This is a genomic window from Microcoleus sp. A006_D1, assembly GCF_036702805.1.
Classification (GTDB): Bacteria; Cyanobacteriota; Cyanobacteriia; order Cyanobacteriales; family Microcoleaceae; genus Microcoleus.
The window spans coordinates 14,287-39,294 of record NZ_JAUBVZ010000003.1 but is presented as its reverse complement, the minus strand read 5'-3'; the positions used below and the strand labels follow the sequence as shown (position 1 = coordinate 39,294).

General features: G+C 47.5%; 17 protein-coding genes. 5 read left to right on the top strand and 12 right to left on the bottom strand.

Annotated elements, in window-relative coordinates:
- Positions 1 to 362: 362 nt before the first annotated feature.
- From ftsY to QUB68_RS05750, 6 genes are all read right to left on the bottom strand, one after another.
- Entirely contained in the window at positions 363 to 2,069 is a 1,707-nt protein-coding gene (gene ftsY / locus QUB68_RS05775; protein ID WP_332990240.1) for a signal recognition particle-docking protein FtsY, read from the bottom strand.
- A gap of 135 nt (positions 2,070 to 2,204) precedes the next feature.
- Entirely contained in the window at positions 2,205 to 2,837 is a 633-nt protein-coding gene (nusB, locus tag QUB68_RS05770; protein WP_332990237.1) for a transcription antitermination factor NusB, read from the bottom strand.
- Positions 2,838 to 3,176: 339 nt separating this feature from the next.
- Entirely contained in the window at positions 3,177 to 3,896 is a 720-nt protein-coding gene (locus QUB68_RS05765) for a DUF502 domain-containing protein (protein WP_332990236.1), read from the bottom strand.
- Positions 3,897 to 5,369: 1,473 nt separating this feature from the next.
- Complete coding sequence (locus QUB68_RS05760) at positions 5,370 to 8,645, bottom strand: PAS domain-containing sensor histidine kinase (protein ID WP_332990233.1); 3,276 nt, start codon at positions 8,643 to 8,645, stop codon at positions 5,370 to 5,372.
- Positions 8,646 to 9,258: 613 nt separating this feature from the next.
- Positions 9,259 to 10,386 carry an aldo/keto reductase gene (locus QUB68_RS05755; protein WP_332990231.1) on the bottom strand — a complete coding sequence of 376 codons (1,128 nt, stop codon included), beginning with the start codon at positions 10,384 to 10,386 and terminating at the stop codon, positions 9,259 to 9,261.
- A 5-nt stretch (positions 10,387 to 10,391) separates the two neighbouring features.
- A complete protein-coding gene (locus QUB68_RS05750) occupies positions 10,392 to 10,901 on the bottom strand; it encodes a bifunctional nuclease family protein (RefSeq protein ID WP_332990229.1) in 510 nt (169 codons plus the stop codon).
- Between the two features lie 228 nt (positions 10,902 to 11,129).
- Between QUB68_RS05750 and ribE the strand changes: the two genes are divergently transcribed.
- Entirely contained in the window at positions 11,130 to 11,843 is a 714-nt protein-coding gene (gene ribE, locus QUB68_RS05745; RefSeq protein ID WP_332990227.1) for a riboflavin synthase, read from the top strand.
- A gap of 378 nt (positions 11,844 to 12,221) precedes the next feature.
- Here ribE and QUB68_RS05740 read toward each other — a convergent pair whose 3' ends face one another.
- The 4 genes from QUB68_RS05740 to QUB68_RS05725 all read right to left on the bottom strand — a co-directional run bounded on the left by QUB68_RS05740 (position 12,222) and on the right by QUB68_RS05725 (position 17,752).
- Positions 12,222 to 13,112: a glycosyltransferase gene (locus QUB68_RS05740; protein ID WP_332990225.1), complete on the bottom strand. Its 891-nt coding sequence runs from the start codon at positions 13,110 to 13,112 to the stop codon at positions 12,222 to 12,224.
- Positions 13,113 to 13,246: 134 nt separating this feature from the next.
- Positions 13,247 to 15,553 carry a hypothetical protein gene (locus QUB68_RS05735; protein WP_332990224.1) on the bottom strand — a complete coding sequence of 769 codons (2,307 nt, stop codon included), beginning with the start codon at positions 15,551 to 15,553 and terminating at the stop codon, positions 13,247 to 13,249.
- Positions 15,554 to 15,727: 174 nt separating this feature from the next.
- A complete protein-coding gene (locus QUB68_RS05730; RefSeq protein ID WP_332990222.1) occupies positions 15,728 to 17,485 on the bottom strand; it encodes a M23 family metallopeptidase in 1,758 nt (585 codons plus the stop codon).
- 144 nt (positions 17,486 to 17,629) lie between these two features.
- Positions 17,630 to 17,752 (bottom strand): hypothetical protein, encoded by a 123-nt coding sequence (locus QUB68_RS05725; protein WP_332990220.1) that lies wholly within the window; start codon positions 17,750 to 17,752, stop codon positions 17,630 to 17,632.
- Between the two features lie 342 nt (positions 17,753 to 18,094).
- Here QUB68_RS05725 and pgeF point away from each other — a divergent pair, with 342 nt between their 5' ends.
- Both pgeF and QUB68_RS05715 read left to right on the top strand, forming a co-directional pair.
- Positions 18,095 to 18,976 carry a peptidoglycan editing factor PgeF gene (gene pgeF, locus QUB68_RS05720; RefSeq protein WP_332990218.1) on the top strand — a complete coding sequence of 294 codons (882 nt, stop codon included), beginning with the start codon at positions 18,095 to 18,097 and terminating at the stop codon, positions 18,974 to 18,976.
- A gap of 244 nt (positions 18,977 to 19,220) precedes the next feature.
- A complete protein-coding gene (locus QUB68_RS05715; RefSeq protein ID WP_332990216.1) occupies positions 19,221 to 19,838 on the top strand; it encodes a CPP1-like family protein in 618 nt (205 codons plus the stop codon).
- Between the two features lie 220 nt (positions 19,839 to 20,058).
- Here QUB68_RS05715 and QUB68_RS05710 read toward each other — a convergent pair whose 3' ends face one another.
- Entirely contained in the window at positions 20,059 to 20,745 is a 687-nt protein-coding gene (locus QUB68_RS05710; protein ID WP_332990213.1) for an HAD family hydrolase, read from the bottom strand.
- 480 nt (positions 20,746 to 21,225) lie between these two features.
- Here QUB68_RS05710 and QUB68_RS05705 point away from each other — a divergent pair, with 480 nt between their 5' ends.
- Both QUB68_RS05705 and QUB68_RS05700 read left to right on the top strand, forming a co-directional pair.
- Positions 21,226 to 23,370, top strand: a complete 2,145-nt coding sequence (locus tag QUB68_RS05705; protein ID WP_332990211.1) for a diguanylate cyclase domain-containing protein — start codon at positions 21,226 to 21,228, stop codon at positions 23,368 to 23,370.
- Positions 23,348 to 23,884, top strand: coding sequence for a GNAT family N-acetyltransferase (locus QUB68_RS05700; RefSeq protein ID WP_332990209.1), 537 nt, complete (start codon positions 23,348 to 23,350; stop codon positions 23,882 to 23,884). Before QUB68_RS05705 ends, QUB68_RS05700 begins: the two co-directional genes overlap by 23 nt.
- Before the next feature lie 20 nt (positions 23,885 to 23,904).
- Here QUB68_RS05700 and hppD read toward each other — a convergent pair whose 3' ends face one another.
- Positions 23,905 to 24,966 carry a 4-hydroxyphenylpyruvate dioxygenase gene (gene hppD / locus QUB68_RS05695; RefSeq protein ID WP_332990206.1) on the bottom strand — a complete coding sequence of 354 codons (1,062 nt, stop codon included), beginning with the start codon at positions 24,964 to 24,966 and terminating at the stop codon, positions 23,905 to 23,907.
- Positions 24,967 to 25,008: the final 42 nt, after the last annotated feature.

Genomic DNA, 25,008 nt, shown 5'->3' with positions numbered 1-25,008 from the left:
GGGGACTTTGACCATTTCCTGTACCCCTGGTTGTAGGGGGACTTTGAGCGCTCTTGTCCCCCCCTTTTTAAGGGGGAGTAGGGGGCAAGCTAAGGGGGGATCGGGAAGACTGTGCAATCAGACAGCAGACTAATACTACATCCGTAGCTCAATTTGACACGCTTTGGATCGCACTTTGAACCCAACAAAGCAAGAACAGAACGAAGGTATTATTTCTAGATATTTAGTTTTCACTCGATCGCCCGTGACTATCTGCACAAGTCCTGCGATCGTAGTTTGACACCCGATGATTTGATATTTTGAAGCTCTGTATCCGCCTCAAAAAATCGGGACGGCTACAGACACCTCATCAATCTAAAATCTCAACTCTCAAATCTAAAATCGAGCAGGGCTTCCACAAATTCGTAACTAGAAAAGGGGCGCAAATCTTCGATGCTTTCCCCGACTCCAATAAACCGGATGGGCAGACCAAGCTGCTGCACTACTGCTAGGGCAACACCACCTTTAGCAGAACCGTCGAGTTTTGTCAATACTACTCCGCTTAATTTTGCAGATTCTGCGAAAACTTCTGCCTGTCGCAAACCATTTTGACCCAGTGTCGCATCCAAGACCAGTAGAGATTCTACGGTAGCGCCGGGAGCCTTCTTATCTACAATGCGACGGATTTTACTTAGTTCGTCCATCAGATTTTTCTTGTTTTGCAGGCGGCCTGCGGTGTCTACGATCAACAATTCTGTGCCTCGGGCGGTGGCGGCGGCGATCGCATCAAACACGACAGCAGCCGGATCGGTATTTTTCCCGGGGTTGGCAATAATTTCGACGCCGCTGCGGGAGCCCCAAACTTTCACTTGTTCGACGGCGGCGGCGCGGAAAGTGTCGGCGGCGGCAATTAAGGTTTTGTAGCCGGATTTTTGGGCGATGTGGGCTAGTTTGCCGATCGTCGTAGTTTTGCCCGCACCGTTGACTCCGACAATTAACCAGATGTTGAAAGTGTCTTTTTCCGGTGCAAAAGTCAGACTGTAGGCGGGATTGCCGGCGGCGGTTTCGGCTGTCGGAGCGTCGAGAATGTCGCGCAGGATGCTTTTCAGGAAGGCTAGAGCCTGTTCTGGCGGCAAAACTTCTTGTTTGAGTCTTTCTTGGAGGCGATTGATAATGATGTCGGTGGCTGCGACTCCGACATCGGCTTGTAAGAGCAAAGTCTCGATTTCGGCTACTGCATCTTGATTGAGCGGGCCTTGACCGACGATCGCCTTTAGTCGATTAATTAAGCTACGGCGCGTTCTTTCTAAGCCTTTGCGCAGTTTTTGCAGCCAAGTGATTTCCTCGACGGATACTCGATCTGGGCGGCGGCCTTGACTGGCGAGGATTTCAGATGACCACAGGAAGCCTTCGTCAAAGGCGAAACCGGGAATTTCTTCGATAATTGCGGCTCTTTCGGCGGCGGCTGCGATTACTTCTGGTTCTTCGAGGGCGGTTTCTTTGAGGCGTTCGATGCGTTCCAGGCGATCGGCTTGAGCTCTGGCCCAAAACGGCAGGGATTCGGTTTCTTGGCTCTCAGATGCGATCTTTAAGGTGTCTGCAAGCTCAGTTGCAGGTTCGGCAATTTCTATATTTTCGGCTGTAACTTCTAATTGTTGAGCAACAGGTGCAAGGTCGATCGCCTCGGCTGTTGGTTGCAGAGTTTCGGCAATTGCTGCGGTAGGCGCTGCATCGAGTTCTTGAGCATCGGTAGCTTCAAGCGGCGCTGGTTCTGAAACTTCTGCAACTTCTGCAACTTCTGCAACTTCTGCAACTTCTGTCTCTGCTGTATCGGCTGCTGGAACTTCAGGCGCTGCTGTCTCGGCAACTTCTGTGTCAGGTTTTTGCTGTTTTTGAATATTTTTATAAGCAGCTTTGGCCCAATTGAGATAATCTTCGGCTACAGCGGGGGAGCTTTGCTCTGCTGCTGCATCTGTTTGAGGCTCAACCGGTGCCGATTGTGCCGCCTCATCTTGGGTTTGTTCGGTGGGAGTTTCTGTTTCAGAAGATCCGCTTTCGCTGTACTGGCGACGAAACCAATTAAAAACCATAGAAGTAAATGGGGAATATAGTTATTAGTCTTCAGTCCCTAGTTTAGAGCGGATTGCGGATTGCGGATTGCGGATTGCTAATGACTCCGGGTAAGGTGCGCCGCGCCGTGCACCCTACAGACTAGAGACTAATGACTATTGACTCACAACTTCTGCATTGATTTTATCGACGACTCGGCGGAGAACTCCATTGATAAACCGATGTCCTTCGTCGCCGCTGTAGCGTTTTGCTAGTTGGACGGCTTCGTTGACGCTGACTTGTTCGGGTAAACCGAGATAGAGGATTTCGGCGATCGCAATTCTCATGATATCTCGATCGATCCGGGGCAGGCGATCGATGTGCCAGTCTACCAGCGCTTCGGAGAGCAATTCGTCAATTTGAACGCGATTGGCGCTGACTTTCGTCAGGATTTGCAAAGCATAGGTGCGGACATCTTGCTGGTTGGCTAGCTGGATCAGTTCTGGAAACTCCATAGCCGAACCGAGGCGGTTGATCGCGGTTTGGGTGAGTTCGATTGCTTCGCGCACCATTGCTCTAGCACTTTGTATATCGGCGGCGCGGATTTCACTCGACAGGAGTTTGTCGCTACCCCGCTGCACTTCGGAGGCTGCTGTTTCTAGGGATTCTTGAACTTCTGTAGTCAGGGTGCGGATGGCGGCGAGGACGACATCTTGCAGTTTTTTGGCTTCTAAGAGTTCTGGATTTGCCGGCAGTTGGCTGATGCCGAGGAGTGCGAGTTCGCGTGATGTTTCGCGTGCTTTTTTCATAATTTTTAGATAGAAATTGGGACTTTAGAAATTTAGTAATTGTTGAGATTGCTAGGCGCTGGTTGAGAGCATAGACTTGGACTTTAGCAGAAAATTTCGCAAAAAACCTGCCTCGGTCACGATTGTTTCTGGGCAGGTTTTGGACAAATATTATCTGTTATTAGAAGACTCGGCGGTTGAAACCGCGTCTACACAAACACTCACGCACCTCCGTGGGTTGAAGACTTGGCGGTTGAAACCGCGTCTACACAAACACTCACGCACCTCCGTGGGTTGAAGACTTGGCGGTTGAAATTACGTTTTTCTAGGCGCGGTTTCAACCGTACGTCCTATCTTGGTCTAATCTTCTTCGACTGGGACAGGCTGGTATCTTGATTCGGATACCAAGGGTTCGAGTGTTTTGCTTGGGGGGTTGTCGCCTGTGACTGAGTTGTTGGGGTTGACGATGCCGCCGGAGATGATGACTTTAAAGGCATCTTCGATCGACATTGACAAATTAACTACATCTGCCTCCGGGACTATAGCGTACCATCCGGTGGTGGGGTTGGGAGTCGTGGGGATGAAAATGCCGATCGGGCTTTCGCCGGATAAATGAGGCGGAATGTCGTTACTCACGATCGAACCTGTCACAAATGCCAAAGTCCAGATTCCCCGCCGCGGATATTCTACCAATACCACCCGGCGAAATTTGTCGTTCGACTTGAGGATTGTTCCCAGCAGTTGTTTGAGGGTTTTGTAAACCGAACCCGCTAGGGGAATTGCCTGCAACAGGTGTTCGCCAAAGTCTAGCAGCCACTTGCCGAAGATGTTGCGGGCCATCAAACCGATAATTGTAATACTCAGCAGGGGTACAGCCAGCCCTACTAAAAGATTCAGCAGATTTACCAAAATCGGGTTGAGTCCGTCAAAAGGGTTGATCTGCTTGGGAATTTTCGTCAGAAAATTGATCACCCAACTGGCGACGGTAATTGTCAGCCAGATGGTGGTAGCTAAGGGGATCACTACCAGCAGACCTGCGATCAGGTCGTTTTTTAAGTCTTGTTTGATGCGTTGGAGCACGGCGGGTCAAATCTCCTCGTAACTGGCTGCAATAACCTGAATAAACTTGAGAATAAAGCAACTGCACGGGCTTTACTGAAAGTTACTGTGGACGATGATCGTCTGCTTATTTTGCTAACCGCTACGCTTTCTGACGTGCAAGAGTTAGTGTTCGGCGGTGGTGTACCTATATTTTAAAGAATTATTGCCAGGAAAGCGCTGGCTTTTTATCTATGCCTGCTATGGAACAGCTCACCATATTGTATATTTTAATACTGTTTTGCTCGGACTGAACGGATCGCTGGGTCGGTCTAAGGCTGCGGGGAATGCAAGTTTAGCTGCTGCGATCGAGCTGTCTGTCATTTTATAGCAACCGCCACATCGGTGAGGACATATAGCAGTGGACAGTTGACAGTTGACCTGGGACAGTTGCAGAATCAGGAAATCAAACCGTTTAGGCTATGGGTTAGGAAGCTCTATTCATTCCGGTTATTTATGTCCTCAACGCTGTGGCGATTGCTATAAATAACCGGAATGAATAGAGCCGATACCCGTACTGCATCAATGGTCTGATTCGGGTTATGCAACTGTCAACTGTCCATTGTCGAGCGGTCAACTGCTATAGCTTTTGTGGCACTTTGTTTGACCCAAGTCAGCCTCCTTCTGTGCAGGCTGAGTTCGGAGGCTATTAAAATATACATCTTTGGATAGATGCAGTTTGACACTAATTATAGCGTTGCAAAAGTGCTTTTTAATCGGCGAGGGCGATCGACCAGCCAACAGTTTGCCCGGTTTTAATTGTGGCACGGTAGGCGAATCCGGTAAAAAATCAAGCAGACAGACCAGAAACTTGGATTTTCTGCGATGGGAGCGATCGCAATTCCGGAAATCAGATCGGAATTAAGCGTGAATTTGAGCTAGAGAAGAGAGGCAAAGCAATATAGAATTAAGTCAGATCTCACTAGACAAAAATAATCTGGAAAACGAGTTAGGCTAAGTTAGCTGCAAGCGCGACGGGTGCGGGCGCTGCGACAGGGTTTTCAAATTCACCTCCTCAAGCCTCTCGATCCTGCTGAGTTGGTGGCGGTGGTGGCAAGTTTGGCGCTGCGAGGAAACAATTTTTGATTTGAGAAGGAAGAGGGAAGAAGGAAGAGGGAAGAAGGCAGAAGGCAGAGGGAAGAAGGAAAAAGCTAATTAACTGTAGGTGCGGAGCGGGAAAGTTATTAGTCTGTTGTTAAAAAAATCAGCCCCCTCCGCACCATACAATAACTGACAACTGTCAAAAATTAACCCTTCGACAATCTCAGAGCAAGCTATCAACTAAGAAACGAAAATTTAATAACTTAAACACCTCCCACAGTCCTTTCTCCTATTAATTTGTGAGGTAAAAGGAGGCAGAGCCTCCGGATCTGCGTTACCAGGCAGATCCTGGTAACAAGCAACTATCAACTATCAACTATCAACTGTCAACTATCAACTATCAACTATCAACTGTCAAAATTCCGATCGCCTAAACAAGGAAGCAGGCAGACAAGCAGTAAAAGTAGAACCGCAATCTAACTCGCTACTAACTTCAATATCCCCGCCCATCATCTGACAAAAACGCTGGCTGATAGTCAATCCCAAACCAGTACCGCCGTACTTGCGAGTAGTAGAATTGTCGGCTTGAGTGAAAGGTTGGAACAATCGCTCTTGCTGCTCTTGTGTCATGCCGATGCCCGTGTCCGTCACTCGAAAAATTAAAAATTCTGAATCCAAAATTAACATTTGAGCAACTTTCGATTGATATTTATTTTTTAATTCTTCGCTAGTGATTCTTTCGACAGTCAGGACGATCGCCCCATTAGTAGAAAATTTAGCAGCATTGCTCAGCAAATTCAGTATTACCTGCCGCACTTTCATCAAATCGCCGTGCATGGCGCCGATATTCTGGCCACTCAATACTTGCAAGGTATTGCCGTTTTTATCCATTAACGGTTTGATGGTTGTTGCCACTTCCTCGATTAAGCCGCCAACATCAAAGCTTTCGAGATAAATCTCCATCTTGTCAGCTTCAATTTTGGAAATGTCAAGAATGTCGTCAATCAGTCGCAGCAAGTGTTTGCCAGCAGTGCGAATTTTATCTAAGTCCGACACTACCTCTAAGTTGCCCAACTCTTCGGCATCTTCCACCAGCATATCGCTGTAGCCGATAATCGCGTTCAGGGGAGTGCGCAACTCGTGGCTCATGTTTGCCAGAAAAGCACTTTTGGCGCGGTTGGCGAGTTCTGCCGCTTCTTTGGCTAATTGCCATGCTTCCTCGGCGTCTTTGCGTTCGGTGATATCCCGCAGCGTCGCCACGACTGCTTCCACGCTGCCGTCTGTGGCACAAACCGGGCTGAGAATGTACTCGTAGTCGCGGGTTCCCCAGCTTGCGGTGGGGACTATTACTTCGCCTTTCACCGGCTCTGCTGTGGCAAATACGCCGTCGCACTTTTGATGAACCCGCTGCATGATTTTGGGCGGCCAGCCTAATTCCTGCCAGGTTTTGCTAATCATTTCTCTGGGGTTCATGCCGACAGCTTGGGCGGCGGTGCGGCTGACGTAGGTGTATTTTCCCGATCGATCTACTAGAAAAATTAGGTCGAGGGAAGCGCCGAGAATGCCGTCAACTGTTCTGGCGTGTCGGGCTACCTGGGCGGTCATTTGTCTGACGGTGATGGCGCCGCGGACTCGGGCTGCGAGTTCAAACTGCAAGAGTTCGTTGGCTTGTTTGAGAAATAAGGTGCGCTGTTGGACTTCTATTTCTAGTTCTGCTTTGGCTTTTTCTAGGGTGAGTTCGGCTATTTTGCGATCGCTCACATCTGTAGAAATTGTACCGACTGCATAAGTTCTACCTTTGGAGTTGCAGAGGGGAAATTTCAGAGAAAGATAAGTGTGGGGGCCGTCGTCTTGAGGGATGACTTCTTCGATGCTGAGGGGCGATCGGGCTTCGATAACTTTTAAGTCGTTTTCTCGCAAGACTGCTGAAGAGTCTTGCGGAAAAATATCGCCGTCGGTTTTGCCAGTTATTTGCTCTTTTGCCATGTGGAACAAATTGTCAAAATGCCTGTTGGTGAGCAGGTATTTTCCCTCAACATCTTTGATGTAAATCATGGCTGTGGAGTTGTCTAAAATCGCTTGCAGCAGTGCTTCGCTCTTTCGCAGGGCTTTTTGAGCGTTTTGGCGATCGAGTATTTCTCCCTGCAATTCCAAGTTGACGCGATTTAAGTCTTGCCAAGCTTCTTGGACTTGATTTAGGGCGATCGCACTTTTTTCTAGTGCTGTATCTGTCGGCCGCGACTGCTTTGAGACGACGCAGTTTGCGGGCAATTCTAGGGGGTGGAAAGTTAGCGGGATTTGGAAATTTGCGATTTTCGCCCGATCACCGGCCAAGCTTCGATCTGGAAAATCGAGCGCTAATTGACGATCTAAAATTGGTTTTTTGGGAAATAAGCTGGGGAATTCGCCTAAATTTAATTTTTCCGATAAATTGTCAGAAGTGCGATCGTCTTCGTTGATGAGCCTCGCGTAGGGGCGGGCTTCGCTAACGCAGATCCGTGATAGCTGCTGCGGTTCGGCGGTAGAATTAGATGATAAAATCCCGTCTGCTGTTGATAAATCTGAGTTAGCGAGTTTGGCATTCCGGCGGGTGACTGCAACTGCCAAGGCGAGGGGGACAGCCACGGCAGACAGTCCCAGCAGCAGCCAATTTTTCCCCCACCAGGTTTCGGAGGTTTTAGGGATGAATCGCACTAAAATTGCTCCGGGTTTCCCGGCTAAATTGTCCAGGGATTTGGCAGCTACTGCATGAGTTTGACTGCCTGTTTCTACCTGTGCGGCGACTGGTTTGCCATCTGCCGCGAGTGCAGATTTTAGTAGCGATTTGTCGATCGTAGGCAAATCGGGCAACTGTTGATTTTTTGTTAATGTTTGGGAACTTGCCAAGACAAATTTACCGTCAGCCAGCGGTTTGTAGATAGCACTATATCCGCCGCCCTGTAAATTTATGGTTTCGCTGTTAGCAACTTCCGCCGTTTGGCCCAGAATTTTTCCTAACACTAAGATACCCATCACTGTCTGAGTTTTTGGATCTTTTACCGGAGTTGCTGCGTAGCGGACGAGGACGCTGCCGTCGCCCATTCCGGGCCCCAAAGAACCCAATTGTTTCTGAACTTCTGATTTAGCAATAATTTCGCTGGCGGTTATTGGCTCTTTTGCGGTGAATACTCGATCGACTATTTTTTGCAGGTTAAAACTTTTTCCCTTCTGGTTGGGATTGACGCTAACCACAATCTGTCGGTTTTTTCCAAATAAGGCTGCGCTGTCTATTTCCCCTGTGCTGACTTGATTTTCGAGAATTTGCTTGACAGATTTACGCAAATTTGATAGGTTTGTGCCACTGTTGTAAGCTGAGGCTGTTTGGGCGATGGTTTGGCTTTCAGAGGAGTTTTGCAAACGGTCAGCGGCGCGATCGAGTTGGACATTGTAGTTGATTTCACTAAGGCTCAATTCTGATTTAGCTTGATTTTGCAGTTGAGTGCTGCCAACTGCTGATGTCAGCCAAAGTGCTGCTCCCGTTAGTCCGACTGGCAAGATTGTTTGTAAGGCCAGCAGTCCGATTAGCTGTTTTCTGCTAAGGCAAAAATTGTAGAGATGCGGCTTTAAAGCTGCTTTTAATATTTCGGAACTCGCAACTTTTGTGGGCGGGTGACAATTTAGCTGGCTGTCGTTTAACTGAGTTTGAGCCATAGTAGTAGATGCTGCTGAATCGGTTGTAGATGACAGGCGACGAATTAATCTGAAACGCCATCAATTTCAAATTTTATAGCAGAATAAAGAAGTCAGAAGTCCCCAGTGAAGCCGCAATCAAAGCTGATGTTTCAGCAATGCCAGAAATTCCTCACCGTCGGGGACAGTTGCTATAGATTTTAGCTTTGAGTTCGAGTTCGGTTAATCGCTAATCATAAAATTGTTAGCTCTGACTCTCGCCAACAAAGTAAGGAAATAACTGGGGTATTTTCCCAAAATCTGGGTTGCTTGCGGTGCAACCAGATTTGGTTTTTCAGTTGTTTTCACATATGCTGCTCGCTGCTATTTAAAAGTTTATTGGGAGCATCTTTTCGGAGTGCGCTTTCACGCGGGAGTGCACTACGCGAGTTCAAAGCCAGAAATATCGGCTTTGTGGTGCAGGATGCTCGCTAGACATAAAAAACTTTGTTTGCGAAATCTGGAGGCTGCTGCCGACTGTCCCGAAATTAGGTAGTTTTTTGATTGACTCGATCGTGAATCCACCTAGAACAAAGTCTAACTTAATTATTGCAGCACGCTCGATCGGCTCGATCGACCTTTTGGCTGCTTCACATCAATCCCACAACCGCCTGCCCGGTTTGCCGCCCAGCCGCTGGTGAGTATCTTTGAGCAAGGTGGGGATGTCTAACTCTTCGGGACACCGGGGCAAACATTCGCCGCAATCGGTGCAGCGGTTGCCTTTGCTGCCGGGAAACCAGTGTCCGGCATTTTCAAACATGGCGTACCGGTATTTACCGAAGTCTGTCATGTCGCAGCCGACAGCGAGATTGCGAAGCCGCAATACTTCGGGAATGTTGATGTTTTCCGGGCAGGGCAAACAGGCATAGCACTGGCTGCATTTGTCGGTTGCCAAGCGCTCTGCAATCACCGATTCTAGCCTCGCAAACTGAGCGATTTCGGCATCGGTAAGGGGAAAGTCGCGATCGCAATATTTTAGAGGTTGCTCTAATTCTGTCGCATTTGCAGCCCCCACACTGAGAGTCCCAATCCTAGTATCGCTAAGTAAAAACCGATAGTTCAACTCTAAGGGCGAGAAAGGCGAGCACAATTGTACGAGAGTTTCCGGGGGCGTGTAAAGTTGCCCTCCTTTGTCTGCCGGGGAAATGATGAAAACGCCCAGATCTTTTTCTGTGGCGAGTTGAATTGCCGGGGCGTTGCGCTGAAAAAAATAGTAATAATGCAGGTTGACAAATTCAAACAAATCTGTATTAATTGCAGCCAAAATCAGATCCAGAGGCCCGTGAGTCGAAAAACCGACGTGCCGAATTCTGCCATCAGCGAGGGCTTTGCGTACAGATTCCATGCAGCCTGTGGGCGATCGCACGATCGCCAAATGTTCAATAGTATTCACACCGTGAATTGCCAGACAGTCGATATAGTCTAGATTCAGGCGTTTGAGGGACTCATCGATGCAGCGTTCCATGGCAGCAGCATCGTCCGTTGGGGGGATTTTCGTGGTGACGTGGAGGCGCGATCGATCGATCGGCAGGGCCGACAAAGCCGCGCCCAGATATTCCTCGCTGCAACCGTAACCCGCCGCCGTTTCGAGGTGATTGATTCCCAGAGACACCGCCTGTTGTACAGTCTGACAGGCAATTTCCTCAGAAGCCAAATAGCGCATGGTTCCCAAGGAAAATACGGACAGGTGCAACTTTGTTTTGCCAAACCGTCGATAGCGCATAAATGTTACGACGAAGTTTCGCTCGGGCCCAAACCGCTTCTCTTGATCAAATCCTCCGGGCGGAGGTTTGAAATAAATTCCCGGAAGGCGCGGCGTTCGGCCTCATCAGCATCTCGATCGACGGGTATCGAAGCATCGGCGACGACTTCTTCCATCACCCAGATGGGGCTGTTCGTACGCAGGGCCAGGGCGATCGCGTCGCTGGGGCGGGCATCGATTTCTTTTTTAACTTCACCCTGACGGACGACTAGGACGGCATAGAACGTGTTATCTTGCAGCGAGTGAATCACTATCCGCTCCAAGGTCAGGCTCCAGGCTTCGAGGAAATTGACCATCAAATCGTGAGTTAAAGGTCGAGGAGGCTTGTGACCTTCAATAGCGCTAATAATAGCCTTTGCTTGCTCCTGACCGATGTAAATAGGCAAAGCGCGTCGCTCAGTAGAGTCTCTCAACAGGACAATAGGGCTGCGCGTGGCTGCATCTAAGGCAATTCCAGCGACTTTCATTTCAATCATTCGATCGGCCTCATAGAATTAAAAAGAAACTGTAAGGCGGTAGAGAACTTGGACATAAAGATGACCTAAATCCAGTATGACTCGATCTTCGCCTGAATCTACAAGCGATCGGGGGACTGTCGATTTTCGATTTTCGATAGCATCCGGGGGACGGCTAAAGCTGATGTGTCTGGTTTGTTTGTGCCTCTGGTTAGATTTAAATAAGCGATCGACTACAGGAAAATCCCTATGTTTACAGGACTAATTCAATCTCTCGGAAAGCTGAAGTCGCTAGGCAACGATTACTTCCAAATTTCCTGCACCTCAAGCAACTCCTATCAGATTTTACAAGATTTAGCCATTGGCGATAGCGTAGCCGTGGATGGAATCTGTTTGACGGTAGTAGAAGTTGTGCCCCAAGGTTTTGTCGCCGTCGCTTCCCCAGAAACCCTGCGCCGCAGCACTCTGGGATCGTTCCCCGATGCTTGGGTGAACCTAGAAACCTCCCTGCGCGCCGGTAGCAAATTGGGCGGACATTTCGTAACGGGACACATAGATGCGATCGGCGCTTTAGCCACATCAACCCAAACAGCCAACGCTTGGGAGATGAGGTTTGCAGCCCCACCAACAGCCAATTCAGCATGGCAGCGTCAAATCGCACCATACATTGTTTCCAAGGGCAGCATCGCCGTCAACGGCATCAGTCTCACAGTGGCAGATTGCGATGCAGACGGAAATTGGTTTGAAATTGCCGTAATTCCGCACAGTTTTTCCGAGACAAACCTCAGCTATTTGCAGCCGGGAAGCTTAGTAAACTTAGAAGCAGATATTCTCGGCAAATATGTAGCCAAATTTCTCCGCAGCGGCCGGGAGGGGCATCCCGAACCCTGGGAAGAAACACCCGCCATCAACAGTTTGGGAACAATTACTCCTGAATTTTTAGCTGAGCACGGATTTATGTAATCTTGGGCTGTACGCGAAGTATTTAATCGTAGAGTATACCTCTTACAAAAATAGCTAGTACGGGCAAGATGCCCGTACCACAAAATTGTTTGATGGTGGGATGCAAAAATAGCTAGGACGGGCAAGATGCCCGTTCCACAAAATTGTTTTATTGTGGAATGGGCATCTTGCCCGTCCAAATTGTTCTATTGTGGAACGGGCATCTTGCCCGTCCCAATGATTGGAGGGTGGGATGGGCATCTTGCCCGTCCCAATGATTGGAGGGTGGAATGGGCATCTTGCCCGTCCAAAAAATCGATTAAAATCTCTTTTTTAATAGTTATAATCTAAAATATAAAATCAACATAACTATTAAAACTGACGCCCCTTACCAACGAACTATTTCTCAACAAAAATTTTTTTCTCCCAAAACAATCCCGCAGCAATTCCCGCCTGAGAAACCAAAAATAATCCTGTAATTAATAACATTTGAATGCCGGAACCGTGAAACAATGGATAAGTTAGCAAATTTAGATAAAATGACGGATGTTGCCGTTTCCCCTTAGCCCCACGTTTCGAGATAATTTGCCCAAACAAAAAAGCACCTCTACCGTAATTGAATTGCTGCCGCCAAAATTTGCGGAGAGTTAGTGCGTGGGAGTGATAAACTGTAACTTCGGGAGCGTAGACCGCGCGACCTCCCAAATTGAGCCAGCGAAAGCAAAATTCCCGGTCTTCTCCAGCCGCTAGAGAAAAAGTCGTGTCAAACCCGCCGATTTTCTGGAAAGCCTCAGCGGGAAGGGCAAAATTGTTAGAAGTGAAAAATTGCGCGCGATCGCCAATAGCATTGTAATAACTGTAAAGATAATCGATTAGTTGCTGGCTGGCAGTAGAATAGATGTTATCAGGCAGCGCGTTGACAGTTCGACCTCCGATTAAGCAGTCTGGTGTTTCCACAAATCGCTTTTCCAGATTTTGCAGCCAATCTGGCGCCACAGTACAGTCATCGTCTGTAAACACTAAAAATTTGCCTGCTGCGACAAAAGCTCCAGTATTTCGCGCTGTTGCGGGGCCGGAGTTTGGTTGTGTCATAATTGTGAGATTTAGCTGATTTTGCCAAGGGGAAATAGTAGTTTCTACAGATATTTCGGTGCTGTCGTTGACAACAATTACTTGAAATCGATCGCGCGGATATTCTAGTTGTACAAAAGACTGAAGACACTGCGCTAATTTCTCGGGCCGATTGTAAGTCGGAACAATGATGGAAAATACAGTTTTAGCTTGGTTCATTATAACTAATTAGGTAAGGACAAAAAACATAGCATCTTGTAGGGGCGGGTTTAGCTGATAATTTATGATCCAAACGATTTGACAAGTGCAAAACCCGCCCTCTCTCCCGTCTAATCTTTATTTGCACTTATATCTTAATTTTTTAAGCGATATAATACAGACTCAGTATTAAAATCTTTGCCGAAAACTTGTTGCAGTGGGCCCTCGGGACTTGTCAACCAAGATAAAGCTTGTTTGGTATAGTCGTCTGTTTCAGTCAGGGGCCCGAATCCCACAGTGCTAATTTTATTTTTGCGGAGGTTGTCAATCCATGCCGGAAGTCGATCGGCTCTAAACGGCACATATAAAACTTGTCTGTCCAAATTTTTGCCGTAAAACAGGTAACTGCGGGAACTTAAAAAGAAGCCGATTTTTTCATCTGGTACTGTATTTGTATCAATATACTCGTAAATGCCGCGATACAGTTGGGCGCGAGCAACATCTCGCTTTTCCATCGCCACCCAACTCGCACTTACCATCAATGCTATACAGGCACAAATTATCATGGTGTAACTCGACTTTTTTTGACGGGCGAGGAGCTTTTTTAACTTGATTAAACTCGGATTGTTTTTGCTCGCAATCTTAGTCAGCAACAGCAATCCAGTAATATAAAGTAACGGGTATATTCCTAAATACTGCCAACTGGGAGATAATATTTTTATGAGCTGATTGATGGCTGCACCGAAATTAGATTTAAAGGTGTCAATTAAGCCGCTTCCCCAAACAATACTGTTACCAGTAAAAGAAGCATTTTTAATCAGGTCAAAAATTGTGCTGCTAACAATGCCTGAAATGCTGCTAATTAAGACGACTGGTACCACAACTTGATTCCGAGTTTTCAAGTTGGTTGCTGTAGCTGCGGCGGCGATGCCTAGTAAGCTTAAAAAGGGAAATCCGTATCTGAGATTGAAACCGAGTAAAGGGCTGATTTGACCGATCGACTCTCCCGCAGTACCGGATGTGTAAGGTGTAATTAGATACAGTATTCCGGTGCTGACTAGAACTACAATTAAGATGATATTATGGCGATCGATTATTCTGCTTTTACGTTTGAAGAAAGCCAGAGGTGCAAAACAGGCCTGAAGTGCGATCGCCAGAAATGGCAGTTGCAACCTCACGATAATTTGCCAGCCGAGAGTTTGCCAGTGAGCAGTATTCCTGGGATTGAATTGAGCTGCTAAAGTGCTTTGCCAAATCTTGAAAAGTGGCGAAGCTGGGGCCGCAGGTATGGTAGGTGTTGGCTGCTGTACGGGAGGTGTTGGTGCAGGTACGGGAGACGGTAAGGGAACCGGCTCTAAGGGAACTTTAATATCGCTGCCATCGCTGACAGGATAATTAATGTGCAGCAAGTTTCTCGCATACCAAAAACCTCCTAAAAACAAGCAGCAAACTATGCCGCACAGCAAGACTGGTTTGAGGTGGCGAATTCTAAAATTAGTTGGTCTGGATTTTTTATTAACCGCGAATCTTGTAATTTCTAATATTGCTAATCCTACGACAAGTGAGGCTGCATAGACTATTCCGGTGATTTTAATTCCGGCTAGCATTCCTGCGGCTGCCAAAAATAGGGAGAGTTCGGATTGCGATCGGCTACTGTGATAGGATAAACCTAGATACAAACCGACTGTAAATATGGCAGCTAGCGGTAAGTCGGGGTGAATGGTGTTAACTTGGTTGAGCATCATTGGTACTGTTAATACTAAAGATGCTGCTGCCATGCCGTGAATGCGGCTTGCTCCAAATTTGACGCTCAATAGATAGACGGCAATTCCTTCAATTGCCCAGGCAATTAGCAGGGGAAAAGCTGCGAGAAAATCTTCTTGGAAGGGGAGCACGCACAAGGCAGATAAGACGTGCCAATTGTAGGGATATACTCGGGCTTGCTCGTGTTCAAAAATCCAATTTCCGGCGGCATCTAATAGTGTAAATGAATGGGTTTGATACCAGCGGGCGATCGCGGGGAGGTGAAACCACAATGAGTCATAATTGGTTGTGGGTTTGGTTGCTAGGGTTTCCCACATCACAAATCCCGCAAAAGTGGCGCTACTAACAATCAAAAGTTCGGATGGGTTCAGAGGTTGCTTGAGTTTGGGGATCTGGGACTTCCAGAAGCTAGACTTTGTGTGTTTTTTGGTATAAATAGGGATTGTGCCGATCGCACAAATCAGAATTTCTGCTATAATAACCACAGCAATATTTAGGCGATCGACACTCCCTAAAATCAAACCGATACAAACTTGTGCAACACTCCATCCCGTCAGCAGTACGAGGAGAAAATGAGGAAATGAATAGTTACTGTTTTCCTTCTGATTCTCTAAGGCAAGAGACAAGCTGAGGGGAATCGGGCCGACTACAATAATCAGAAATAAAATTAATTCCCACAAATGCTGCGCTATTAACATAGGCTGCAAGTTACCAATTTTTATTTATTTTTCCACATTACCAGTCTTTTGCTGGTAACTACAAATCATATCATATTCGGTTAATTACAATTAATAAATAGGTTGGTAGCGAACACTAAATTCCTCACTGCCAACCTATTTAATGGATCTCGTTGTTTAGGTAATCCCCAATTTTTACCTGCTAGCTTGCTTCTGAATTTTCGGTTTGACAGCTTCGGAAGCTTTGAGTTTAGAAATGTCAGGTTTTAGCAGTTCTGGGAATGGCGGCTGGAGGTTGTGAACTTCGATGTCCATTCCCAGGGGCAGAGGTGGAAGCTGGGGCAGATCGTTTTCCAAATCCTTGAGTCCCCTAGCGCTTAGTGTTTCCACGATTTTCGGCATTTGGGGTATTTTGGCAGTCTCCAAAGTGCCGAGCATTTTGGCTACAGCGAATTCTAGCTGAGCACCGGGGTCGATCGCCACCCAACCCTGGTCAGTCATTTGCCGGATCTCGAAGTGGAGGTGAGGCCCTGTAGACATTCCTGTACTACCAACGCGGCCGATCGTATCACCCTGTTTGACAAACTCTCCGGGCTTGACAAACAGTTCCGAAAGGTGTCCGTAGAGCGTTTCTTGAGACTCTTTTTTGTGGTTGAGAACCACTGTCAAACCGTAGCCGCCCAACCAATCGGCGATCGCCACTTGACCCGCATAGGCGGCCAGTACGGGCGTTCCCATCGGAGCCCCCAAGTCTGTTCCGGTGTGAAACCTGCCGTAGCCGCTAACTGGATGAGTCCGCCACCCAAACGGCGAAGTAATTTCCGCAGCAATAGATAGGGGAAACAGCAGCCTGCTGTTGCCATTCCCGGGCATTCCTAAAGGACGCGGCGTGAGATTGTAGTAAGCAAAACCTGTATTGCTGCCGCTGCTGACACTAATCGCACCGACTTGCACTGGCCCGAGTCCCATGCTGGGCGGTGGAGCTGAGCCGCCGTAAGATGCAGGGTTAACGGAGTATCCACCGCCTCCAGGGTATCCAGTGTCTGCTGAGTATCCGGGATTAGCCGAGTATCCGGTGTCTGCGGAGTATCCTGGGCGTGGATCGGCTGATTGCGGGTTTCCCTGTCCCCAAAGCTGGTTGCCTATTTGTTGAACGGCTTGACCGACTTTGCCGACGACATGGACGCTATTATTTCCGGCAACTGTTGGGCGAATATTGCTCGGAAGGCTCTCTGGATTGTTGCTGGGTATGCCCGCTGGCAGATTTCGAGCCGGAGGCGGTGCAATATAGGAGCTGTCGGCGATCGGAGTTTCCGGGCTGTAGCTGGGAGGGGCTGCTTCTGCCGTCACTGGCTCGGAAACAGCAGCAGGCCCGCATAAACCGCCTACTCCTTGTCCTGATGATACGGAACCTTGGCAGCCGGTCGATCGTTCTGCAAACTCTATTGTTGTCGGCGCTTCGTAGCCGCTGGTAGCGCCAGCGCTGTAGTCTGTTTGGTCGGTTTCTGCGTGGGCTGGGTTAACTGGCGCTTCAAAAGGTGGCTCCTGGGCCGTCGCTTCTGGCAGGGGCATCAGCGCTGGCTCTGGCAGATAATATTGGGCCGGAGGTGGTTCGGTGGCGTACTCTGGCTCCTGGGCCGGAACTTCTGCCTGCGGTGCAGGGTCTGGTTCTGGCTGCCATTGGCGGGCTGCGGGTTCCGGAGGCGCCAGAGGAGCTTCAAATAATGGCTGGAGGTCTGCTGCGCCGGGGACGGCTTGTTCTGCTGGGGGTGTTTCGCTTTGGGCCCACACTATGCCTTTGCTGAGCAGTCCCAGACTGGCAAGGCAACCCAGTCCCACCAGCAGTGAGCGTTCGGACAAAAGGCGCGATCGAGTCCGGGCGCCTGTGGGGTGATTTTTTTGCTGTTTGGTGTTCAAATGGGCTGTTATTTGCTTGTCTGGAACTGGTTTCACGATGTTTTTTTCCCAACTCAACAGGGGGCGCAAGGAGATCGAAGTCAGGATCGAATGTATGGCAATCCTTGTCTTTATACAGCCCTAAATGATTTTACCGGGCTGGTGGCAATTTTTTTTAGTGCGTGGAACTAGCACATGATGCTACTGCGTCGATTGGCGATCGATACCTTGGTTTTTGCGATCCCGATCGCACAACTTGCCTGTGACGGCCACACTGATAATAGCGCTTTGGCGTTCCTGTCTGTTAATTAACCTGGACTGCATTTAAATTGTATATTTCAATGAACTATTCCGCTTCACAGTCAAATAGACCTCTTGCAAAAATACCTAGGACGGGCTCTCCCGCCCATCCCACATTTTTTTTTGATTGTGGGATGGGCGGGAGAGCCCGTCCAAAAATTTGATTATTAAAAGGACTTTTGCAAGAGGTCAAATCATCTCCCCCTCTCTCGGGTTATAGAAAAATTCGGCAGTGTCCGCCGCCGTTAACCGCCGAGGAATCCCGATTTTTTGATTACAGCCGATCGGACTTTTAAACTTGGCTGGCAAAATTGTTGATTGTTTAAAATACAAGCTAAATGATGCGCTTGGGGAAGGATAAGTTTCATGACTGTAGCTGGCGATCGCTTGACAAATTTTCCTGACTCTGAACGCCCCGCACAACCTGACGGTATCAGTTGGCAGTGGCAGCAAAGTGCCGAAGGCTTACCCTATCTGACTTGCAGCTTGCTTTCTCCGTGGTCTCACGGCTTTTTTACTCGCGATTTTTCGCCCTCTGGGCCGATCGAGCTGACGGAAGTTCTCGCACCCGGATCTCCGGTTTACCGTCTCCAACAGGTACACGGCAATGCGGTACTCAACACCACTCAGTTGCACCCGGTTGTGGCTCCGGGCCCGGAAACTGCTACCCCAACCTATGCGGATGCCGATGGCTTGGTAGCCCAGCGTCCGTTGGAGGCGCTGTGGGTTTGCTCGGCTGACTGCGTGCCGGTGCTGATTGCTGATAGTGGTACGGGACTGGTGGCGGCAGTTCATGCGGGTTGGCGCGGGACTGCTGCTAAGATATTACCAGAGGCGATCGCTCAACTTGTGGCCGTCGGCAGTCAACTAGAAAATCTGAAGATTGCTATGGGGCCGGCGATCGCTCGAGAGGTTTACCAGGTATCTGTGGAAGTGGCAGCGGAACTCGGAGCCACGATTGCTCCCAAGAGTGCCGTTAGTGCGACAGCAGACGGCATTTTAGAGTTTTTGCACCAACTCCCCGAATCGCCTGTTTTGACCGATCCAGAACCGGGAAAAGTACGCTTGGATGTTCGCCTCTGCAATGCTCTGCAATTGCAACAGTTGGGAATCGATCGTTCTCAAGTGGCGATCGCTCCTTTCTGTACTTATTCTGACTCGGCTCGCTTTTTTTCCTACCGCCGCGATCGACTTAAAAAAGTCCAGTGGTCGGGAATTGTGAGCGCCTGCGGGACAAGTCTCTGCTGAAGGCATTCAGCATTCGGTAAAATTTGAGACAGCAAAGGTAAAAATAAACATCTTTGGGATTCATAATTTTTTATTTCCGAATGCCGAATGCCGAATTATTTTTATCTTCGTAAGGTTTGCTGGTTCCTGTCTTAAAACACTAAAAACTAGCAGCAAAACTTTTGGGAAAGCGGCAGAGCCCCCGCCCCGCTTTCCTCTTTTGTTAAGATTGCCCTATAACAAGAGTGTTCAGCGGGTTATTACAATGAGTGAGCCAACTCCCTATCAACTGCTTGAAGTCGATGAAGATGCTTCCTTTGATGAAGTGCAAGAGGCCCGCACGCGCAAGGCCGAGCAGTACAGCGGTGACAAGAAACGTTTGGAATCCATCGAAGCTGCTTACGACGCGATCCTCATGGATCGTCTGCGGCAGCGACAGGAAGGTAAAATTAAAGTCCCCGAACGCATCCGCTTTCCCGAGCGGCTGACTCCCGCACCCGCCAGCTTTACTCCGTCTCCTCCTTCGGGAAGCCCAGCTTGGTTGCAGCGGCTGATCGATACTCCTAGTCGATCGGACATTTTGTGGCCGGCTGGAGTTTATGCGGGGTTAGGCGGGCTGAGTATTTATCCGGCGGCTAATGATTCTTTACTGCAATTGACTCTGGCTCTTGGGGTCGGCTCTTGTCTTTATTTTGTTAATCGCAAGGAACAAAAATTTGGTCGGGCTGTGCTGCTAACTGTGGCTGGCTTGGTTATAGGCTTGGTGCTGGGAGGTCTTTTGGGCCCTTTGCTCAGTACGGCTACGCCATTTATCACAACAGAGAAATTTATCGCTTTGTTTACGTTTTTAATTCTGTGGCTGGTCAGCGGTTTTCTGCGATAGTCAGTTGTCAGTTGACAGTTGACAGTTGACAGTTGGCAGTGGTTAATTATTGTTATTGATTAATTGTTATTGGTTGGTTCGTAGTTTTTAGGTGTTAGTAGTTAGTTGATTGTTACCAATTACCAATTACTAATTACCAATTAACAATTACCAATAACTAATGACTGTTTACTAATGATTGATGACTGTTGACAACTGACAACTGACAACTGACAACTGACTAATGACTATTAACTAAAATAATCTCAACTGCTTGGCTCAAATTGTTAGCAATTAAATCCGGTTGGTGCATTTCTAGTTGGGTGCGATCGCGAATTCCGCACAAAACACCAATAACCTTGACACCGTGCGTTTTTGCTGCAATAATATCCGCCTCGGTATCCCCCACCATCCAAACCTCAGAAGCCGGCGGCAGTTCGGCGAGAGCTCTTGCCATCAGCAGGGGCTTATCTTTAACATCCCCGGTTTTGAGGTAATCGTTGGGGAGGCAATAGCGACGGTTTTCTGGGAAAAAATGCCCTAAATTGCAGCGGTTGAAGGCTTCGTCTAATTCCCTGACCCGGCGCATAGTCATCACCGCTAAGTCTACTCCAGCGCGCTGCACCTTTTCGAGCGTTTCCACGGCGCTGGGAACTGGTCGATCGTACATCAGGAACGGGAGAGTGTGGACAGTTTGACGGCGTTTGCGGGCAAATTCGACGGCTTGGGCTGCGTCTAATCCTGAGAGGATGCCGATTTCGGTTTCGGGAACCCGCGCCCGCTTCATGTCCCAAAACTCGGATTTTGAGAGTTCGCGCACTGGTTCGCCTTCACGTTGAGTCTCGGCCAGACACTGCTGGTAAACTCGGTAGTAGCGATCGGACACGTCCATGATTGGGCCATCAAAGTCGGTAATAAGTCTCAGCATTGAACAGAGTATTTTTAATATTTTATACAAATTGTTAGCGATTATATCACTTAAACGTCAGAGTCTATTTACAAAACTTGACACAACTACCCACAGAAGGTAAAGTCTATAGGAATGGTGCTAATTAAAGAAAACAGTTAAATTCAACTGTGCCGATCATCAACTGTAGCGGTTGTAACCAATATCAGGGAATCTACAATTTAAAATGTGCAGCACAAATAGTGCAAACCGCTACATATTGTTAATAAATTTAAGCCTCAATCGAGACAAATTTTGACCGCGCTTACTCAAGAAAAGTGGGTCAAATTAATATGTTCTCCGATTTTCAAAATAGGGAAAGAAACTGCTTGGAGAATCAAAAGTTTACTGTTTCGACAAATTAGCCAGCGGTAACAATTGCTGGCATCTGCCAGTATAACAATTCTCAGGCAAAATAGGCATCAAATAACAACTAACTTTAACTGCTAACCTGTAAAGTTCATGTTCTATAACAACGAAATGCTGCCAAAATTAAGCTTACAAATCAGCCCCAAAACTATTAACAATTTTCTTGAAAAATTGTTATCCCTACGTCGAATTGAATACCTCGCAGTCGATCGAGAACTGAAGATTCAAGAAACATCCTTAAACGTGCAAGAGTTTGCCGACATTCCTGATGGGGTCGAAAAAGGCAAAGATGTGCGCGATAGTTTTCCAGAACTGATCGGAATTGAAGAACTCCTCGACGATATTCTTGAACAACGACAGCCAATTTTTCAATTGAAATCAGTAACAAGAATTTTAACTAATGGCTCTTATTTGTATCTAGATTTATATTTTTTTGCTCAGAAAGATCACCTGAAGCCTGAGAGATTGATTGTTTTATGCGAAGACGTAACAGACACTACTGCGCTTCAGCAAAGTATGGTTCAGGCAGCAAACGAAAACAGTATTAAAGTTGATTACTTGGTGAGCGATCGAGATTATATTGATAAAATCCTTAACTCTATTAATGATATTTTATTGGTGACAACGGAAGCGGGAAAAATCAAAAAAGTGAATAAATCTACCCAACTATTATTTGGATATACAGAATCAGAATTAATCGGTCAACCAATCTCAATGATTACGACTGACGAGGAATTATTGCGTCAAGTTAGCCAGCTACCTCCTGAACTTAAAAATGAATCTTGGCATCAAGTAAAAGTAGCTTGTACAACTAAAAAAGGTTCAAAGCTGACAGTTGCATTTTCCTGCTCTACTATCGAGACAAGCATAGAAAGCCAGCACTCAGACAACAAAACCATACAAAATTTTGTCTATGTGGGCAGGGATATCACCGAGGAACAGCGGACAAAAAAGCGTCAAGCAGCACAGTATGCGGTAGCTCGCATCATGTCAGAATCGGGTTCTTTAGAAAGCGCCACTCCGAAAATTATGCAAGCTATTTGTGAAAGTTTGGGGTGGGATATCGGCGAACTTTGGACGCCTATGGATGGAAAAGAGACTAAATTTGATGCGGAATATACGCGCGAACGAGTACCATTTTTGTTGACTGTACCAGATAGTAATGTTGAAGATATACCTTTGTTGCTCCGAGTGGGAGTTTGGCGGCGGGGGAGTGAAGTTGGGGAGTTTGTGGAAAATTGCCAGCAGATTAGTCTAGAGCCTGGTGCGGGTTTGCCGGGAATAGTTTGGAACACCGGTTATCCGCAGTGGATTACGGATCTTCTTAAGGATCGCAATTTTGTACGATCGCACTTAGCCTCTAAAGCAGGATTGCGATCGGCTTTCGGTTTCCCGATTCGCGCTAGCGGTCAAGTTGTAGGGGTAATGACTTTTTTCTGCCGGGAAAAACAGCCGTCGGATGAAGACTTGCTTCAAATGATGGCGGCGATCGGTTCCCAATTAGGGCAGTTTGTCAAGCGCAAATATGCGGAGCAAGAATTGCAAGAAGCTGAAGCTTCCATCCGGTTTTTGTACGAGCAAGAAAAACAACAAAGTGAAAAATTAGCTCAGCAAAATTTAGCTTTAGAACAGACTAAATTAGAGTTAGAAGCTGCTAATCAGGCATTGCACAGACTGGCATCTGTGGACGGTTTGACTCAGATTGCTAACCGCCGCTGTTTTGACAAAACATTGCAATCGGAATGGCAGCGGATGGCTAGAGAGAAAGAGCCACTATCTTTGATTTTACTAGATATCGATTTTTTTAAACTTTACAACGATCGCTACGGGCATCAAGGAGGCGACGAATGTCTCAAAAAAGTGGCTGAAATTTTAGACAGAAATGCTCACCGGGGAGGCGATTTAGCAGCCCGCTACGGTGGCGAAGAATTTGCGGTAATTTTGTCCGGGACTGATGCCAGGGGAACCCAGCGGGTAGCTGAATTAATTCGCAGGGATTTGAATGCTATGGCAATTCCCCACGAAGGTTCAAAGATAAGTGAGTCCCTGACGGCGAGTATGGGCGTAGCTAGTGCTGTGCCCGCTCCTGAACTATCTGTGGAGTGGTTGATTGGGGAGGCCGATCGCGCGCTGTATCAAGCTAAACTAGAAGGGCGTGATCGGATAGTTTACCTAGACTCGAAGAGAGAATTTCAGAGCGGGAAAGGAGTATTTTATGATGATTGTGAGAGAAGCTAAAATCGCTGACGCACCTGCAATTGCACGGGTTAACGTAGACACTTGGCGGACAGCTTACCGAAAAATTGTACCGCCAGATTACCTGGCGCAACAGTCATATCAAAAACGAGAAAGCAGTTGGCAAGAAATCCTGGCAAACGTCAAAAATACTGGGGGTTTTGTCTGCGTTGCTGAGAATGACTCGGGACAAATTGTGGGTTTTGCTGCGGGCGGTTGCGAGCGCACGGGCAAATATATTTATCAAGGAGAATTATTTGCCATCTATATATTGGAGGAATATCAGCGTCAAGGAATCGGACAGCAACTCGTGCGAGCAGTTGCCACAAAATTGGCAGAATTGAGTTTAAATTCGATGCTGGTTTGGGTACTGGGAGACAATTCAGCCTGCCAGTTTTATGTATTTTTAGGAGGTGAAAAAGTGGACGAAGAACAGACAAGCAGGGCAGGAGTTCTACTCAAAGAAATTGCCTATGGGTGGAAGGATATCGCAGTGCTTATCAACAAGGCGGCATGACCTAAAAAGTGGAATTTTTATCAATCATCGGTCAAACTTCCCCGCTTCATTTGTTCCCGTTCAATGGCCTCAAACAAAGCTCGAAAATTTCCAGCCCCAAAACCTCCTGCTTGCACCTGTTTGCCGTTAACTAAAGTAACTCGGCGCTCAATAATCTCGAAAAAGAAAGTCGGTTCTGCAAAAATTGGCTGGGTAAAGATTTGCAGCAGCATCGCAGCGGGAGTATCTTCTTGCCAATCTGCCAAAACTTCCGAAGCTGCAATTTCTTGCCAATCTGCGGGCAAATACTTTTGTCGCGGCCGCAATTCGGAGTAATATGTTGGAGGAACTGGCAGAAAAGGCAAACCGCGCGATCGCAACTCTCCAACAACTTGCACAATATTATTAGTTTGCAAAGCCATGTGCTGAATACCCGGCCCTCGATTTGCACTCAAAAACTCTTGAATTTGAGAATTAGCCGATGCCGGTTCATTAATCGGGAATTGCACCCCACCTTCAGCGTGCACCATAACTTGACTCCGCAAAGCCGACTTCTCAGTCTGAATATCAAAATTTTGCTGCGGTTGAAAACCGAATATTTTTTGATACCAACTAACAGCACTTGACAAATCGCCAGATTCAACATTTAACACTACGTGGTCGATGAGCCTAAACAGCGGCTGCTTACCAGAAGTGGGGATCACCAAATTCTCGCCAATTCCCTCAACAAGCGTGTGGCTTAAATCTCCCCAGCCAGAGATTTTTGCCCGCTTAAAACAGCCTGCTGTTGTTAGGTCTTCTTGAATCGGTTCCAGAATTTTAGCGCCTGCCGCCTGCGCTCTAGCCACCGCTAATTCAATATTTTTTACCCTAAAACCCACATCCGCAATCCCGGCAGGATGAAACTTCAACCAACTAGCAGCCGGACTGGCTGGTGTCAGGGGCGAAGATAACACAAAACAGACATTGCCACTGCTGACAACTTCAGTGCGAGTGTGGCTGTTGGCGTAACCTGCTATTGATTGAAAGCCTAAGTGGCTGACAAACCAGTCGCGGGATACTTTAGCATTTTCAACGTAAAATTGAATGCGATCGAACTCCATAATCAATAATTGAAAATGGAACGTGAACAATTGAAAATTGGC

Excerpts from the sequence above, each read along its gene's own strand:
- ftsY (WP_332990240.1), bottom strand. The coding sequence starts at position 2,069 with ATGGTTTTTAATTGGTTTCGTCGCCAGTACAGCGAAAGCGGATCTTCT.
- nusB (WP_332990237.1), bottom strand. The coding sequence starts at position 2,837 with ATGAAAAAAGCACGCGAAACATCACGCGAACTCGCACTCCTCGGCATC.
- QUB68_RS05760 (WP_332990233.1), bottom strand. The coding sequence starts at position 8,645 with ATGGCTCAAACTCAGTTAAACGACAGCCAGCTAAATTGTCACCCGCCC.
- QUB68_RS05755 (WP_332990231.1), bottom strand. The coding sequence starts at position 10,386 with ATGCGCTATCGACGGTTTGGCAAAACAAAGTTGCACCTGTCCGTATTT.
- QUB68_RS05750 (WP_332990229.1), bottom strand. The coding sequence starts at position 10,901 with ATGATTGAAATGAAAGTCGCTGGAATTGCCTTAGATGCAGCCACGCGC.
- ribE (WP_332990227.1), top strand. The coding sequence starts at position 11,130 with ATGTTTACAGGACTAATTCAATCTCTCGGAAAGCTGAAGTCGCTAGGC.
- QUB68_RS05740 (WP_332990225.1), bottom strand. The coding sequence starts at position 13,112 with ATGAACCAAGCTAAAACTGTATTTTCCATCATTGTTCCGACTTACAAT.
- QUB68_RS05735 (WP_332990224.1), bottom strand. The coding sequence starts at position 15,553 with ATGTTAATAGCGCAGCATTTGTGGGAATTAATTTTATTTCTGATTATT.
- QUB68_RS05725 (WP_332990220.1), bottom strand. The coding sequence starts at position 17,752 with ATGCAGTCCAGGTTAATTAACAGACAGGAACGCCAAAGCGCTATTATC.
- pgeF (WP_332990218.1), top strand. The coding sequence starts at position 18,095 with ATGACTGTAGCTGGCGATCGCTTGACAAATTTTCCTGACTCTGAACGC.
- QUB68_RS05715 (WP_332990216.1), top strand. The coding sequence starts at position 19,221 with ATGAGTGAGCCAACTCCCTATCAACTGCTTGAAGTCGATGAAGATGCT.
- QUB68_RS05710 (WP_332990213.1), bottom strand. The coding sequence starts at position 20,745 with ATGCTGAGACTTATTACCGACTTTGATGGCCCAATCATGGACGTGTCC.
- QUB68_RS05705 (WP_332990211.1), top strand. The coding sequence starts at position 21,226 with ATGTTCTATAACAACGAAATGCTGCCAAAATTAAGCTTACAAATCAGC.
- QUB68_RS05700 (WP_332990209.1), top strand. The coding sequence starts at position 23,348 with ATGATGATTGTGAGAGAAGCTAAAATCGCTGACGCACCTGCAATTGCA.
- hppD (WP_332990206.1), bottom strand. The coding sequence starts at position 24,966 with ATGGAGTTCGATCGCATTCAATTTTACGTTGAAAATGCTAAAGTATCC.